Source organism: Solibacillus sp. FSL W7-1464, from assembly GCF_038004425.1.
Classification (GTDB): domain Bacteria; phylum Bacillota; class Bacilli; order Bacillales_A; family Planococcaceae; genus Solibacillus.
In genome coordinates this window covers 3,717,206-3,732,830 of sequence record NZ_JBBORC010000001.1, presented here as the reverse complement: position 1 = coordinate 3,732,830, position 15,625 = coordinate 3,717,206, and the positions used below count along the sequence as shown (strand labels likewise).

At 34.9% G+C, this 15,625-nt stretch carries 14 protein-coding genes; 10 read left to right on the top strand and 4 right to left on the bottom strand.

Annotated elements, in window-relative coordinates:
• Window positions 1-24: 24 nt before the first annotated feature.
• The 7 genes from MKZ25_RS18615 to tnpC all read left to right on the top strand — a co-directional run bounded on the left by MKZ25_RS18615 (window position 25) and on the right by tnpC (window position 9,418).
• Window positions 25-1,302 carry an IS110 family transposase gene (locus MKZ25_RS18615; protein ID WP_340801188.1) on the top strand — a complete coding sequence of 426 codons (1,278 nt, stop codon included), beginning with the start codon at window positions 25-27 and terminating at the stop codon, window positions 1,300-1,302.
• A gap of 440 nt (window positions 1,303-1,742) precedes the next feature.
• The gene (locus tag MKZ25_RS18610) at window positions 1,743-3,611 is read left to right on the top strand and encodes a Mu transposase C-terminal domain-containing protein (RefSeq protein WP_340802792.1); all 1,869 of its coding nucleotides are present in this window, start codon (window positions 1,743-1,745) and stop codon (window positions 3,609-3,611) included.
• A 13-nt stretch (window positions 3,612-3,624) separates the two neighbouring features.
• A complete protein-coding gene (locus MKZ25_RS18605; RefSeq protein WP_340802791.1) occupies window positions 3,625-5,253 on the top strand; it encodes an ATP-binding protein in 1,629 nt (542 codons plus the stop codon).
• A gap of 11 nt (window positions 5,254-5,264) precedes the next feature.
• Window positions 5,265-7,094, top strand: a complete 1,830-nt coding sequence (locus MKZ25_RS18600) for a TnsD family transposase (RefSeq protein ID WP_340802790.1) — start codon at window positions 5,265-5,267, stop codon at window positions 7,092-7,094.
• 26 nt (window positions 7,095-7,120) lie between these two features.
• Window positions 7,121-7,438 (top strand): IS66 family insertion sequence element accessory protein TnpA, encoded by a 318-nt coding sequence (gene tnpA / locus MKZ25_RS18595; protein ID WP_340800995.1) that lies wholly within the window; start codon window positions 7,121-7,123, stop codon window positions 7,436-7,438.
• On the top strand, window positions 7,428-7,781 hold the full coding sequence (tnpB, locus tag MKZ25_RS18590) for an IS66 family insertion sequence element accessory protein TnpB (RefSeq protein ID WP_340800994.1): 354 nt from the start codon (window positions 7,428-7,430) through the stop codon (window positions 7,779-7,781). The genes tnpA and tnpB overlap by 11 nt, the downstream gene beginning before the upstream one ends.
• A gap of 38 nt (window positions 7,782-7,819) precedes the next feature.
• Window positions 7,820-9,418, top strand: a complete 1,599-nt coding sequence (gene tnpC / locus MKZ25_RS18585) for an IS66 family transposase (protein ID WP_340800993.1) — start codon at window positions 7,820-7,822, stop codon at window positions 9,416-9,418.
• A gap of 282 nt (window positions 9,419-9,700) precedes the next feature.
• Here the strand turns inward: tnpC and MKZ25_RS18580 are convergent, their stop codons facing one another.
• Together MKZ25_RS18580 and MKZ25_RS18575 are read right to left on the bottom strand one after the other, a co-directional pair.
• Window positions 9,701-10,411, bottom strand: a complete 711-nt coding sequence (locus MKZ25_RS18580; protein WP_340802789.1) for a hypothetical protein — start codon at window positions 10,409-10,411, stop codon at window positions 9,701-9,703.
• Window positions 10,412-10,414: 3 nt separating this feature from the next.
• Window positions 10,415-10,654: a hypothetical protein gene (locus MKZ25_RS18575; protein WP_340802788.1), complete on the bottom strand. Its 240-nt coding sequence runs from the start codon at window positions 10,652-10,654 to the stop codon at window positions 10,415-10,417.
• Between the two features lie 531 nt (window positions 10,655-11,185).
• Here MKZ25_RS18575 and MKZ25_RS18570 point away from each other — a divergent pair.
• The 3 genes from MKZ25_RS18570 to MKZ25_RS18560 all read left to right on the top strand — a co-directional run bounded on the left by MKZ25_RS18570 (window position 11,186) and on the right by MKZ25_RS18560 (window position 13,011).
• Window positions 11,186-11,866 carry a DsbA family protein gene (locus tag MKZ25_RS18570; protein ID WP_340802787.1) on the top strand — a complete coding sequence of 227 codons (681 nt, stop codon included), beginning with the start codon at window positions 11,186-11,188 and terminating at the stop codon, window positions 11,864-11,866.
• On the top strand, window positions 11,859-12,299 hold the full coding sequence (locus MKZ25_RS18565) for a disulfide oxidoreductase (RefSeq protein WP_340802786.1): 441 nt from the start codon (window positions 11,859-11,861) through the stop codon (window positions 12,297-12,299). Before MKZ25_RS18570 ends, MKZ25_RS18565 begins: the two co-directional genes overlap by 8 nt.
• Window positions 12,300-12,384: 85 nt before the next feature.
• Window positions 12,385-13,011: a class I SAM-dependent methyltransferase gene (locus MKZ25_RS18560; protein WP_340802785.1), complete on the top strand. Its 627-nt coding sequence runs from the start codon at window positions 12,385-12,387 to the stop codon at window positions 13,009-13,011.
• A 307-nt stretch (window positions 13,012-13,318) separates the two neighbouring features.
• On the opposite strand, the gene istB is transcribed toward MKZ25_RS18560, so the two are convergent.
• Window positions 13,319-14,077 carry an IS21-like element helper ATPase IstB gene (gene istB / locus MKZ25_RS18555; protein WP_293927736.1) on the bottom strand — a complete coding sequence of 253 codons (759 nt, stop codon included), beginning with the start codon at window positions 14,075-14,077 and terminating at the stop codon, window positions 13,319-13,321.
• Entirely contained in the window at window positions 14,074-15,615 is a 1,542-nt protein-coding gene (istA, locus tag MKZ25_RS18550; protein WP_340800721.1) for an IS21 family transposase, read from the bottom strand. The genes istB and istA overlap by 4 nt, the downstream gene beginning before the upstream one ends.
• Window positions 15,616-15,625: the final 10 nt, after the last annotated feature.

The window sequence follows — 15,625 nt, the reverse complement described above, 5'->3', positions numbered from 1 at the left end:
ATCTACAGAGAGGACTCCATTCCAATGAATTTTAATACGAATGAGAAAATTAATCAAGTTTCTGAAAATACTCTAGTTATCGGCATCGACATTGCTAAACATAAACATTATGCATGTGCAATTGATGATCGAGGTCGAGTGCTCCAAAAATCATTTCCAATCGCGCAATCACGTATTGGTTTTGAAAACCTTTATGAACGCCTAATGGCGCTTAAAGCAACTTATGATAAACATGAAATTCTCGTTGGGTTCGAGCCAACGGGTCACTACTGGATGAACTTAGCTGCTTTTTTAACGAACTATGGGATTCCATTTGTGATGGTCAATCCAATGCACGTCAATCGTTCGAAAGAATTAGATGACAATCTGCAAACGAAGAATGATCAAAAGGATGCGCTAGTCATTGCTCGCCTTATGAGAGACGGTCGTTTCAGCTATCCCCGACATCTTGAAGGAATCGAGTCTGAGTTACGAAATGGAACGACTTTACGTTCAAAGGTTCAAGAAGATTTAAATGCCCTACAAAATCGCATTATCCGTTGGCTAGATCGCTTTTTCCCTGAATTCACACAAGTGTTTAAAAGCTTTGGGAAAATGGCGTATGCGGTCCTTGAAATGACACCGTTGCCAACAGATATTGTAGGCAAATCACCAGAAGAATTACTATTTTTATATCGGCAGGTAGAGGGTATGAAATGCCCGCAGTTACCAAAGGCAAAGCAATTAGTCGAGGTTGCAGAAAGCTCAATCGGACTGACAGAAGGTTTAGTGATGGCCAAATTCGAAATTGCCACGCTTCTTTCACAGCACAAATTGATGCAGGTTCAGCTTGATGAATTAACAACTCAGCTCGTAGAGTTAGCCAAACAAATGACGGATTATGAATATTTAGCATCGGTACCTGGAATCGGTGATGTTACAATTGTCGATTTATTATCAGAGGTAGGTTCCTTAACGCAATATGCACATCCACGCCAATTAATTAAACTAGCGGGACTCACATTGCGTGAAAACTCTTCTGGTCAGCAAAAGGGACAAAAAAGGATTTCCAAACGAGGGAGAAGAAAACTTCGTGCCCTCCTCTTTCGAGTAATGATGCCTTTAATCTTGCATAATCCAGCGTTCAAACAACTACATGAATATTACACTACACGCACCATCAATCCGCTTCGAAAGAAGCAGTCCATCGTCGTGTTATGTGGGAAGTTACTGAAGATTTTACATGCCCTATGCAAAAAGAAAACAATGTTTAACGAACATCAAATGATGACCGATTTCGCTAGTCTTCAAACGGCTGCTTAATATCACTAGTAGAAGTCAAAAACAAGAGGATGACACGGAGAAGCCGGCATTATTTTCACCATCCGACCGTTGAATGAATTCAAATGAGTCCCTAAAGGAGCATCGCCAGCCTCTGCCTTATGAATAGACCGAACGAAGGAATGTACGCGCAATTAGACGCCTAGAGACATGGGAGGGTCCGTCATCATAAGCAACGCAGAGATCCAAATGTGCATCAATATACGGTACTGGATCAGGATAGCTATTACCAATTAATGGATCATCCTTTAGCGAAGCGTTCGGACGCATTGTAAAAAAAATCAAGAATTACAAAATAACGATAGATGTATGTGTCATAAAAAATTTTTTTTGACACTCAGAAATGGCGCTAGCCATTGATATATCAACATTTATAGAGGGAGGTAGAAATTAGAAATAAAGCATGGGATTTAATTAAAGAATTGGTTCAAAACGAACCATCCATTTATATCACTGAGTTACGAGGCAAAGAAATTAGAAAATTACAAAGCAAAAAACAATTTGCTAAAACAAGTTTATATAAATATTTAAGAAGATATTGGCAGGGGGGAAAGACAATAAATACTCTAGTGCCAATGTACAACAAATCGGGGGCCAGAGGAAAACAAAGAGGAACTAGCGAGAAAAAAAGAGGACGCCCAAGATTAGGAGATACCATAGGAATTAATATTACCGAGGATATTAAGGAGATTTTTCGAAAAGGTATAAGGAAATATTATCTGTCAGACAAGAAAAATACATTAGTATTTGCATATAAAATGACGATTAGGGATTTCTTTGCATCAGGTATCAGATATGAGGATGGTGTTAAATATATTACTATTTTGGATAAGAATAGTATTCCTACTTTTGATCAGTTTAGGTATTGGTATAAACAAGAATTTAGTATTGAACATGTAAAAAAAGAGCGTGAAGGTATAAAAAGTTTTGAACGAAACAATAGAGCCATATTAGGGTCTTCAACTTATGAAACGTTAGGCCCTGGTTCAAGATATCAAATTGATGCGACAATTGCGGATGTATACTTGGTTTCGAATTATAACTCCGATTGGATAGTAGGTAGACCTATTGTCTATTATGTGGTAGATGTTTATTCAAGGATGATTACAGGTATTTATATAGGTTTTGAAGGACCATCTTGGGCAGGCATGATGATGGCAATTGCCAATGCTGCTTCAAACAAGAAAGAATTTTGCAGTAAATATGGAATAAACATATTAGAGGATTGGTGGCCTTCTGCACATTTACCAGAAATAATTTTAGGTGACAGGGGAGAATTAGAAGGACATAACGTAAATAATTTAATAGAAGGTTTAAATATATCTATTGAAAATACTCCCTCATATCGACCAGATTGGAAAGGAATTGTAGAAAAGCTATTTGATACAACACAATCTAAAATTAAGCCATTTCTTCCCGGCTTTATTCAAAAAGATTTTGGAGAAAGGGGAGCAACAGATTATCGGTTAGAAGCAAAACTAACTCTTGAACAATATACTAAGTTAATTATTAATTTCGTATTATATTATAACAAGAATTTTTATGCTAAAGGCTATACAAGAGATACTGGAATGATAGAAGAGAATATCAAGCCTACTCCATTAGAACTGTGGAAGTGGGGAATAAAAAATAGAGCGGGAAAATTAAGAGTAGTCGACAATAATATTATTAAGTTTTACTTGATGCCAAAAGATAAAGCGACTGTAACCCCAAAAGGAATAAAATTTAAGGGTATGCTTTATAGCTGTGAAACAGCATTAAAAGAATCTTGGTTTGTAAAATCTAGAGTTAATAAATCATGGAAAGTTGATATTTCATATGATCCAAGAAGCGTTAACAATATTTATATGCATACAAATGATAAAAGAATTTTCGAATCATGTGCACTTTTAAAACATCAAGAAAGATATATAGACAGAGCTATTGAAGAAGTTGAAGATTTAAGAAAAAGAGAAAATAAAGATTTCAAAGATAATGAACAGGTTACCTTGCAAGAAGAAATTAACTTCTATAGTCGTATAGAGTCGATTATTGAGGAAGCAGTGAAGGATGCTAACAAAACTCAAACAAGTAATTTAAGCAAAGCCCAAAAAACAAAAAGTATTAGGGTAAACAGACATATTGAAAAATCTATACAACGTGATAAAGAAGCGTTTGACTTAACAATTAATTCAGAAGATAGGAGTGCTGAAGTTATTGAGATTAAAGAAATAAAGGAAAATAGTACAGAAGCAAAAGTTCCTTCGATTAAAGATTTATTTAATCAAAGAAGGAAAAAAAATAATAAATAAAAAAGGAGTTAAAATGGAAAAAGCCAGAATAGTGATGTTGGAAAATGGAAGAGAAATTCCTATTGCAACGTACAGAGATCAAGGGATAGTAGATTATAATGGAAATCCTCTAATTGAGGCAATGCCTATTATTTTATCGCGTGAAGAATCGTTTGATCAATTATACTTTTTGCCACCTTATCACGAAAGAGAAAGAAATCTCTCTGCAACACATCGTTATCATGCGCTCATACGATTAACTCAATTTTTCCAACCGATAAATCAGACGATAACTTTAGAACAGAAATTTTCCAGGTTTATTAGGCATGGCTATACAAATAGAAATCCTTTAAATAAGAAACATGTACAATTACTTAATGAATTGCACGGTAAACTTTTAACAGATGAAGAACTTGAAATATCTCCTGACAAGAGGTCATCAGCGTCCAGTTTTACCTTAATGGGGTTTCCTGGTATAGGTAAAACTTCTGCTATCGAACGAATTCTATCTTTATATCCACAAGTAATTTTACATCAACATCCTTTAAATACGATACAAATTGTTTGGCTAAAATTAAATTGCCCACATGATGGGAATATTAAGACATTATGTATAAATTTCTTTCAACAAATAGATACACTAATTGGTACAAATTATTATGATAAATATGGGAAAAACAGAAATTCAATAAGTTCTATGGTTATAAGAATTGCACAAATTTCAAGAATACATGCCATAGGAGTACTCATCATTGATGAAATTCAACATTTACTAACAGCAAAAGGAAATGCTTCTGAAACAATGTTAAATTTCTTTGTCACATTAGTAAATGAAATTGGCATTCCGGTTATGTTTATTGGAACGATGAAGGCAAGAGCATTATTACAAAAAGATTTTAGACAAGCACGTAGAAGTAGTGGACAAGGGGATATGGTTTGGCAACAGATGGAAAATAATGATGATTGGGAAGTATTGATTACTTCAATGTGGGATTATCAATGGACTACTCATCCAATAGAACTAAACCGTGAAATGATTGATACTATATATTATGAAAGCCAAGGAATTATTGATGTTGCCGTTAAAATTTTTATTCTTGCTCAATCTAGGGCAATCGAAACAGGGACCGAAAAAGTAACACCAGCTTTAATTAAGAAGGTTGTAAAAGAAGAGTTACAATTAATGCGGGCATCCTTAGATGCTCTTAAATCAGGAAATCCTAGAGAAATAGCAAATTTTGAGGATATTATTCCTTTAGATATTGAAGAATATCTTCTAAATCGAATACCTGCAATTGATATAAGAGAGCAGGCCAAGTTAAAGAAAGAAAAGTTGAGACAAACGAAATTAATAACAGAAGTTTCTCTTACTGAAAAATTAGTTATGTCATTAATTAATTTGGAAATTGATGAGAAGGTTGCAGAAAAGACTGCGAAATATTTAATAAATAAGAATCCTGATTTAAATATAAAGGAGTTAATGACCGCTTCACTTCAATATATAGAGGATGAACCAAAGAAGAGAACTGTTAGAAAGGAAACATCTAGAAATAATAAATTAAAATTAATCATTAATAATGGAAAAAAGAATAAAAAGTCCGCTTATGAGGCATTAATGGAAGAGGGATATATTAAAAGTCCCTTAGATGAATTTATGCTATAGGGGGAATATATGTGATACCTTTCTTTCCAATGTTCTATAAAGATGAGTTAATTTATAGTGTAATAAGCAGGTACCATCATCATTCAGGAAACGTATCAATTACTCAGACTACAAAGGACTTATTTGGGAAGAAAAAGTATATTATTCCAGATTTAACTACAGATTTAAAACTATTATTTAGAAATGCCCGCCACTTTACAGAAGGAAGTATTAATGACTGGATCAATAATCATACGCTTTACAATTATTATACGAATTTCAATACAGATGCTGTTAAAGCTAAAATAAAGGAATATATGATAAATGGTAATGGTGAAAATAAATTACATTACTTGACTGGACAAGTAGCGAGTACAGTAAAAGAATCTATGTATTTTAAATATTGCCCGAAGTGTTGGAAAGAAGACACGGATAAATACGGCGAAACTTATTGGAGAACGTATCATCAGCTACCTAGTGTGTTTGTATGTCTCGATCATATGTCTTTTCTAGAAGAGAGCATGGAGTATTTCAGACAAGTAAATACCCAACTTACTAATACAAATATTAATATTTGTGCTTTAAAAGAGGAGAATATAGAAAAATTTTCAAAGATAAACACCCATTTTTTATTTTCTCTAGCAAGGGAAAGTTATAAAATTACAATTAAAAATTATAATTTTTGCCCAGATAATTTATCAGCTATTTACCGCGCTATTTTAAGAAAAAATGGATATATCAATGTAAATGGTAACATCAACCAAATAAAATTAAAAGAAGATTTTATAAAGTTTTATGGTTTAGGCTTTTTGAAATTAATGCAATCGTTACCTAGTGGTGTAGATGGAGAATGCTGGTTAAGAGCGATAACTAGAAAGCAGAGGAAATCTTTTCATCCCGTTAGACATTTATTAATTATTCATTTTTTTGGGGAATCTGTAGATACAATTTATGACCATCATAATACTGCTTATAACCCATTTGGTATAGGACCGTTCCTCTGTTTAAATGCTGCTGCAGAACATTATTTAAAGCCTGTAATTACAGATTTAAATGTAACAACATGTTGTGATACGAAGAAACCTGTTGGAACTTTTCATTGTCTATGTGGGTTTGTGTATTCTAGGAGGGGGCCTGATGTCACAACAAAAGATAAATTAAAAATTGGACGAATAAAAGAGTTTGGTGATACATGGTTTGAAAAGCTTAATCATTTGATTAATCAAGAAAAATTAAGTTACAGTGCTTGCGCGAGAATATTAAAAGTGGACGCAAAAACAGTCATTAAATATGCCAAGAGCAAAGAAAAAACAGTAATAGAGGTCGTTAATAATGAAAAAAATAAAATTAAGAACCTTTGGCTAGAATTGAGAAATAAATTTCCGGATTATTCAAGAACACAATTAAGAAAAATTAACCCATCACTTTATATGAGACTTTATCGCTATGATAAAGAATGGCTGTTAGAAAATTCACCTGCAAAAGTTAAGCAAGAAAATAATCTAACTAGAGTTAACTGGCATGAAAGAGATCTTCAAATATTAAAAGAAGTTAAAGTAGCAGTTGCTGAATTAAGAAACAGTCAAAAACCTATAAGGTTAACTCTAAGTAAAATAGGAACGACAATTAGACATTTATCCTTATTAGAAAAGAAATTACATAAGCTGCCTCTAACTAAGGAATATATAGATGATGTAAGTGAGTCACTAGAAGAATTTCAGAAGAGACGAATTAAGTGGTCCATAGAGCATCTAGATTTAGAAGACCTATCGCTATGGAGAATTAGGCGAAAAGCTGGAATAAAAGTAAGCGCCAAATATAGCACACCTTCAACGAATTCAATGGCCATGAGACAATCATGACAATGAATGAAGTTGGAGGTTTTTTTATGAAACGATCAGAACGTCAGCTGATGTGGCAATCTCGTATTCAAGCTTTCCACACGAGTGGTGAAGCAAGCGTTGCTGCTTGGTGCGCAAAAGAAAATGTACCTGTTCAAAGTATGTATCAGTGGCTGCGTAAATCACGGACGCAGACAAAAATTCAACCTGCTCAGTGGTTACCTGTTGTTGTACAAGAGCCTGTTCTACCTGAAACGATTCCCATTACGATTAAATTAAATGGCATCACCATTGACTGTCCACCCGATTTTGATGAAGCGACTTTAACGAAAGTCCTTCAGGTTGTCCAACATCATGTTCACTAATTTAAGAATGGATCAAGTGTTCATTGCGTGTGGACCAACAGATTTACGGAAATCCGTGGATGGTCTCGCTGCAATTGTACAAGAAAGCTTTCAGCTTGATCCCTTTTCATCGCATCTCTTTGTATTCTGTAACCGAAAAAAGGATAAATTAAAAATCCTTCACTGGGACCATAATGGATTTTGGCTCTTTTATCGTCGTTTAGAAGATGGCCTGTTTGACTGGCCCGATGAAGCGACTACGCCATTGAAAATTTCAGGCAGGCAATTTAAATGGTTACTCGAAGGGTTACCTATGAATCAAAAATCCTCACATATGAAGATTTCTGCTAAAGTTGTCATTTGAAAAAGGAATTCGGCTAATCAGGTCGAATTTCTTTATCTATGGTAAAAATCGAACTTACTCCAACACTTACAATTGAAGAACTCGCAAAAAAGAATGCGGCGTTGGAAAAACAAAATGAAGCCCTACTGGCTAAACTCAACTGGTGGGAAGCACAGTTCCGCCTGAGCCAACAAAAGAAGTATGGTGCTTCAAGTGAAAAAACCAACCAAGATCAACTTACGCTGACGCTATTCAATGAAATGGAAATGACGTCAGATAACACGGTCGAAGAACCGACGCTTGAAACGGTTACCTATAAACGTAAAAAGCGTTCGGGTCAAATCGAAGCGATGTTAGAAAACTTGCCTGTCGAAACGATTCACTATCGTTTAAGCGAAGAAGAGCAGGTTTGTTTGTGTTGCGGTGAAAAGACACACGAAATGAGTACACAAATCCGTCGTGAATTGAAAATCATTCCGGCACAAGTCGAAGTGGTCGAACATGTTCAACACATTTACAGCTGCCGTCATTGTGAAAAAGAAGGAACAGAAACACCTATCGTCACAGCGAAAATGCCAGCGCCTATGTATCCAGGTAGCTTAGCTTCGCCATCAGCGATGGCTTATTTGATGAGCCAAAAATATTGTGAAGGTCTTCCGCTTTATCGACAAGAAAAACAATTAGAGCGAATGGGCATTTCACTCTCACGTCAAACGATGGCGAACTGGATGATGTATGGGGCGAACACATGGCTTATCCATTTATATCATCATCTTCATAAAAAACTACTACAAGAGGATATTGCCCATGCGGATGAGACCAGTTTACAAGTATTAAATGAACCTGGTCGCGCTGCGACAAGCAAATCGTTTATGTGGATGTATCGAACAGGTCGAGAAGTAGCGCCCATCGTGCTTTATGACTATCAAACTACACGCTCGGGTAAACATCCCAAAGCATTTTTACAAGGTTTTTCAGGTTATCTCCATGTCGATGGATATGCAGGTTATCACGACTTGAAAAATGTCGAGTTGGTCGGGTGCTGGGCGCACGCGCGTCGAAAATATGATGAAGCACTGAAATCCTTACCAGCAAATCTACAAAATACAGAGCAGCCATGTGCCGCAAAAATAGGCCTTCAATTCTGTAATCGTTTATTTGCGATCGACAAAAAGATTAATAAAATGGACGACTGTACACCTGAACGTCGCTACGATGAACGTCTGAAGCAGAGTAAACCTGTATTAGATGATTTTTTAGTATGGCTAAAAACAGAAAAAGCCCGTGTCGCACCAAAAACAAAATTAGGTGAAGCCATTACATACTGTTTAAATCAGTGGCAAAAACTCGTGGTATTTTTAAAGGATGGTCGTCTAGAGTTAGATAATAATCGAGGCGAACGTTCGATTAAACCGTTCGTTATCGGTCGCAAGGCGTGGTTATTTGCGAGTTCTCCAAAAGGCGCAAAGGCTAGTGCTGTCATTTACAGTATTGTAGAAACAGCCAAAGAGAACCAACTCGATCCGCTGAAATATTTAACGTATGTCTTGGAACAGCTGCCGTTAATTGAACGAACAGACGACGCAGCGTTAGATGCGTTGATGCCTTGGTCAGATAAAATTCCGACCAACTGCCACGTACCAAAACGAACTATATAGATAACATAACAATAGCGGCTGCCTAAAACTAGGTGGCCGCTATTTGACGCTTACGAATAAAAGCATCTTTTTACTCTAAATTAGATCATGAAATTAATCTTAATATAGAAACGAAATTGTCTAATTCTTTAGGGTTACGTGAATTGTAAATTCTTCTCATTAATTTATAATCAGTAGTAAAAGATAAAATAAAACGCAGTTATAAAAGGCAAAATATTTTTAGGACAGTATATATTAGGAACATTAAAACAAGCCAACCTTAATGGGGTTGGCTTGTTTTAATCATGCTATTTTGTCAATTACCAATGGTACATTCAATGCTAGAGTAGGGTGATTGAAATCACCATCAAGAGTTACAAATTTATCACAACCGTTATTGATTGCAATGGCTAGATGTAGAGAGTCACTTGAGTCAAGTTGATAATGTAGCTGGTAATTAATAGCATTTTGTAAATCATTTTCACTTGAATTTAAGTGTGAGAAATTTACTCCTTGGCTTTCAATTATTAGAATTATTCCATCATATAAATCCTTGGCTTTATTATAGAAACAATCCAATAATTGAACTTTATTTGCATTTAATTTTGCAACTTTTATCAAGTCCTGAATAAATAAGTTTTCTGGCTTTCGATTATAATAGTCGAAATTATGAGAGGCTACTTTATTGAGATACTGCACTGCTTCTAATTCTATCAGAAAATCCTTTTCTTTATCAGTTAAAAAGTCAATTTTCCCATGTTTAGCATGTATTTTTCTTTGGTATTTCAGAAAAGTTGACAACGCTCTTTTAATGATGAATTTAAAAATATTATTATAAACTTCAGTGTAAACATGATTACTAATTGCGTATGTTATATTCCTATTTCCGGTTTCCTGAATAAAATCAATTACAGTTTGGTGTCTTTTATCATTTGGTTGCGTTAAAGTTAAAAGAAAACAAGCATCTATATAATATTTAGATGCTTGAATGCTAATAGGGTTGTTTGTAGTCATTTTTTACCTACTTTGCCTATAAACATCCATCAAATTTTGACCAAAAGCTTTTCCATCTAAACCTAAAGCTTCGACCATTTCATGGATATTGTTTTTGTTATTGGATTTAATTGATTTTATTTTTTCTGTTACCTTATTATCAACTTTTTCAGTGGGTTTTACTGGAATTTCTACCGTCAAGTCCACCACTCCCAATTCTCTTTTATTTTGATTAGTATACATTTTCTGTAAGCGTTTGTCCATTGGACTCAACCCCCTTCCTACTTTAATTACCCCCTGTTTTTAAAATTTTATTTAATATATGTTAGATTTCCTAAAAAAAGAAAGACACCTTTTGTAAAAACATGAAACTTATTTGATTATCTAAACTCATATCAATAGTAATTTGAATTATTTCCTATTTATAGGCAAATACAAAGGATCATTATACATAGCGTAGGCATAAGATTATACGGAATTTAATCCCTTACAGAAGAGCTATCCCCCATTTGTATGTATTTTAATCTTTATTATTTTCAAAAAAAGACTTAGTTATCCCCTATGCTCCTATTAATTCATAATTACTATATTAATTAACCTATTTAATACGCGATCTACTAAATATACGAAGACACAGAATTGTCAATCAAACAATCAAATAAATATTTGTATGAGAAAGGCAATTTGTTACAATAAGGATTAAATTGGAAAAGGTGATGGTAAAATTTAGAGCAAAAGTTATCACTTGTTCACTAAATAAAACTAAGATTAAATACAAAAAAGGGGGTTTTTATTTTGAAAAAATCAAGTATGAAGTTTGTAGTTATTCTTACATTAGTCGCTGTTGCCTTGCTTGCAGCAATTGTAATTGTGAATAACAATCAAATATCAGATGAACTAGAAGATGTGAGACTTGATGTAAACATAAAGGGACAACCAATAATAGGGGAAGATAATGCTCCTGTAACAGTGGTTGAATTTGGGGATTTCAAATGCCCATCATGTAAAGCTTGGGGAGAGACAATTTATCCTCAGCTTGTTGAAGAATATGTTTTATCGGGTGATGTTAAGTTCTCTTATATAAACGTTTTGTTCCATGGGGAGGAATCGACATTGGCAGCGTTGGGAGCCGAAGCTGTTTACAAGCTAAATCCAGAAGTATATTGGGATTTTCATGAAAAAGTATTTGCTAACCAACCTGAAGCGGCAATGCATGATGATGTATGGGTAACGACTGAAAAGTTACTTGAAATTGCTAGTGAATTTCCTTCTATTAACCAAGAACAATTAAAAGAAAATATTGACCAAGAATTAACAGTAGATGAAGTTAATATTGATAAAAATCTATATATGAAACATAAAGTAACTCAAACACCAACTATTAATATTAATGGAATTACTATTAAGAATCCGTTTGATTACGAAGAAATCAAGGAGATAATTGATGGTGAATTAGGGGCAAATAAAAATGAATAGTGATCAAACTCAAAGTGATAAAAAGGTATGGATATTATACTTTGCTTGGTTCGTATCACTTATAGCCACTTTAGGAAGTCTCTATTTTAGTGAAATAAGAGGGTTTATACCTTGTGATTTATGTTGGATTCAACGTATTTTTATGTATCCATTGGTTTTAATTTTGGGTATTGGAACATTCCAAAGTGATATATCTGTAAGAAAATATGTTTTACCTCTATCAATTTTTGGAGGGGTTATCTCATTTTTTCATTATCTAGAACAAAAAATCCCTGGTTTTGGTGGAATTAAACCTTGTGTAAGTGGAGTACCATGTAGTGCTCAATACATAAATTGGTTTGAATTTATAACCATACCTTTTTTAGCTTTAATCGCATTTACCTTAATAAGTATCTGCATGGTTTTGTTGTTTTTAAAAAAAAGAATTAAGTAAAGGAATCTTCAAATGGAAAGTGAAAGAAATTAACATGATTCGACCTTTTTTATTCCCATAACCATGAACAGTTGGAGTGAACAAAATGAACAATCTATGGAATAAATTTATTTATAAAATCGGTTCACCTATATATGATCAGTTTTTTAATACGGGTATCTTCTTAAAAGCTAGACGACAAATACTTGATTCAATAGCATTCAAAAAGAAACAAAGGGTGTTATTTGTCGGTGTCGGTACAGGTGCAGATTTAGAATTAATCAATTACTCTGATTTGGATATAGTAGCAATTGATTATTCACCTGAAATGTTAGAAAATGCTAAAGCTAAATTTATTAATTCTGATATAAAATTTATTGAAATGGATGCTCAAGATTTGACTTTTGAAAATGAATCTTTCGATTATATAGTAGCAAGCCTAATTCTTTCTGTTGTACCCGATGCAAATAAATGCTTTCAAGAAATGACAAGGGTTTTAAAAAAGGGGGGAAAGATTATTGTGTTTGATAAATTTATACCTAAAAACAAGAAACTTTCGTTTACAAAAGTTCTAATAAGACCGATTATTATGCTTCTAGGAACGGATATAGGTCGTAGTTTTGAAGAAATAATCTCAACAAATAATCAAAATATACAAGTAGAAGAAGATAGTTCTGTAATGCTGAATGGAATGTATAGAAAAATAATTCTTGTTAAAGAAAATAGAATATAACAATCCTTGGGTGTATACGTTAAATCATTTGATATTAAAATTATGATAAAACTGAATCACTTCAACTATTTAAGAACATCCTAGTCCCATCTATATGATAATTTATTACATTTAGTTGGGACTAAAATAAAAAGAAACATTCAAATATGTGAGTACTGCGGAGCGTTTGAGCCAGCAGTGCGGAACTTTAAGCCAGTGAATGCGGAGTTTTGAGCCACCGATTGCGGACAATTGAGCCACTTTTAAGAAAAGGAAAACAACTACTGAAATTGCAGCTAGTTGTTTTCCTTTTTAATTTGAAAATAATCTATCGCTTAAGTGGTTTTAGACCATGGCGCTCGCGCATCGAGACTTCGCCATCAATTAAAATGTGGTAAGAATCATGTACAATACGGTCTAAGATAGCGTCTGCGATTTGGGCATGGCCAAGTTTCGCGTACCAGCCTTCCGGCGCAAATTGAGAACAGAAGATAGTTGAGGCCTTTTTTAAACGAGCCTCCACAATTTCGAAAACGTTTAAAACTTGTTCCTCTGATAGGTCTGTTAAAAGCCATTCGTCTATAATGAGTAAATCGATTTTTTTGTAATGCTGAATAAGTTTTCGGTAGCTGCCATCTGCTTCATATTTCGCTACAGCTAGTTCATCTAGTAGTTCCGGGAGGCGTATATATTTAACTTTGTGAAATTGACGGCAGGCATGAACACCGAATGCATTGGCTATATAGCTTTTTCCGTTGCCTGAAGCGCCCATTAAAATGATGTTGTGGTGATTTTGAATGTAGTTTCCTGTAGCTAATTCTAAGATGAGGTTTTTATCTAAACGGCGATCTGGATGGTATTCAATATCTTCAATGGCAGCCGACGGCTCATTGAACGTCGCTTGTTTGATTAAACGAGCGAGTTTATTCGATTTGCGGCGATCATATTCTGTATCTGTTAAGAGACTAAAAAGATCATTAAAATCCATATCACGATAGGCTGGATTTTGGTTGATTTCCTGATAGAGTTCCGCCATTGCGCTTAAACCCATTTCTGAAAGCTTACGTAGTGTTTCTTGTTTACTCATTTTTTCTCCCTCCCGAAATAAGCAGCACCACGTGTAAATCCGTGATTTTCATTCGAAGTTTTTATGGATGGTACGCTCTTTGTTTTTGAAGCCTGTTTTGTTCTTTCTAATAGGCCTTTTAAAACTGTATTAGAGGGGCTTGATGAGATTTCAAGTAACGTCTTAATGGCTTGCTCAAGTTCTTCTGCCGTATATTTCTTCACCATGTTTTGTAATGTACTTAAAATTTGGAGTGCTTTTTTCTCTACATGATTTTCTAAAATATACGCGACATATTTTTCCGTAAATGAACCGATGGTTGTTGCCCATTTAGTTACGTTTTCAGGATTATGTTCTACGTAAGAACGATGGTGATCTGGCATATGATCAATGTTTGTAGAATATTGTCCTATCTCACCTTTTAATCGTTTATGGGATGCAATTCGTGCTTCTTTAAAGTACACTTCAATTAGATCTGTTGTTAAACGAATATCGACCGATTCACGGGCGTATTCGTAAGGGACGGAATAATACATGCGTTCAACTTGGATGTGGTAGTTCAGTTGAACCTTGGCGGTTTTCCATTCCGTCATTTTGAAGCGTGTTTGAGGCAGTTGCTGGAGAGTGCTTTTCTCTTCTTCCTCAAATACGCTTTTTCGTGTTCCTGGACGTTTTTGAAAATCGGTTGTGTTGATTTCTTCTAATTTTTCAGCGATATACTGATTCAGCTCGTTAATGTGAAAACACTGTGCGTTGCGTAATGCAGCGATGATTTGTCTTGAGGCATGTCCTACGCTACCTTCGGCACTTGGCTTATCTTTTGGCTTTTGCACACGACTTGGCACGATAACTGTACGATAGTGATCAGCCAGTTCACGGTATGCCTCATTTAAAACAGATTCTTCGCGTTTCGCTTTAATGACACCGGTTTTTAAATTATCAGGTACAAGGGTTTCCGTAACACCACCAAAATAATCGAAGGCATGGATGTGTGCTGTTAACCAACTCGTCGATTTCATGTCTAAAAAAGCTTCTACATACATCATTTGGCTGTACGGCAAAGCAGCGACGAATACATACGCAGGCATTTCTTCACCTGTTGCACGGTCTCGAATAGAGAGTGTTGCACCAGCCCAATCGACTTCCATAATTTCACCTGGCTTGCGTCTTAGCGGCATCGTTAGTTTAAATTTTCGCGCATAATGACCATATTTTTCAGCGAATGTCCGATAGGCATAGGGGATTTTCTCTGCTTCCTTTGCAGCTAGCGCGTACTCGTGATGTAAAAGTTTGAGCGTCACATGCTTTTTCTGTAATTCTTTATGCACCTTCTCCCAATCCACAGGATAATAGCCTTTTTCAATTGGCTGTTTCTCGGGGTAAAGATATTCCTCTAGCCAAGCGTTTGTCATCGTGTCGTTTAACAAAGTAATCCTGAGATTTCTCGCACGTTGGATTACGTCAGATATGGTATTGCGAGAGTGTCCGGTGCTAGCGCTAATCGTTCTTTGGCTAATGCCATCAAAGGAAAGAGCTAGTATTTTACGGTAATCAATCATAAAAAATCCT

Coding starts and splice junctions, on each gene's coding strand:
- tnpC (WP_340800993.1), top strand. CDS start 7,820: ATGGTAAAAATCGAACTTACTCCAACACTTACAATTGAAGAACTCGCA.
- MKZ25_RS18580 (WP_340802789.1), bottom strand. CDS start 10,411: ATGACTACAAACAACCCTATTAGCATTCAAGCATCTAAATATTATATA.
- MKZ25_RS18615 (WP_340801188.1), top strand. CDS start 25: ATGAATTTTAATACGAATGAGAAAATTAATCAAGTTTCTGAAAATACT.
- MKZ25_RS18605 (WP_340802791.1), top strand. CDS start 3,625: ATGGAAAAAGCCAGAATAGTGATGTTGGAAAATGGAAGAGAAATTCCT.
- tnpA (WP_340800995.1), top strand. CDS start 7,121: ATGAAACGATCAGAACGTCAGCTGATGTGGCAATCTCGTATTCAAGCT.
- MKZ25_RS18560 (WP_340802785.1), top strand. CDS start 12,385: ATGAACAATCTATGGAATAAATTTATTTATAAAATCGGTTCACCTATA.
- istB (WP_293927736.1), bottom strand. CDS start 14,077: ATGAGTAAACAAGAAACACTACGTAAGCTTTCAGAAATGGGTTTAAGC.
- MKZ25_RS18575 (WP_340802788.1), bottom strand. CDS start 10,654: ATGGACAAACGCTTACAGAAAATGTATACTAATCAAAATAAAAGAGAA.
- tnpB (WP_340800994.1), top strand. CDS start 7,428: ATGTTCACTAATTTAAGAATGGATCAAGTGTTCATTGCGTGTGGACCA.
- MKZ25_RS18565 (WP_340802786.1), top strand. CDS start 11,859: ATGAATAGTGATCAAACTCAAAGTGATAAAAAGGTATGGATATTATAC.
- istA (WP_340800721.1), bottom strand. CDS start 15,615: ATGATTGATTACCGTAAAATACTAGCTCTTTCCTTTGATGGCATTAGC.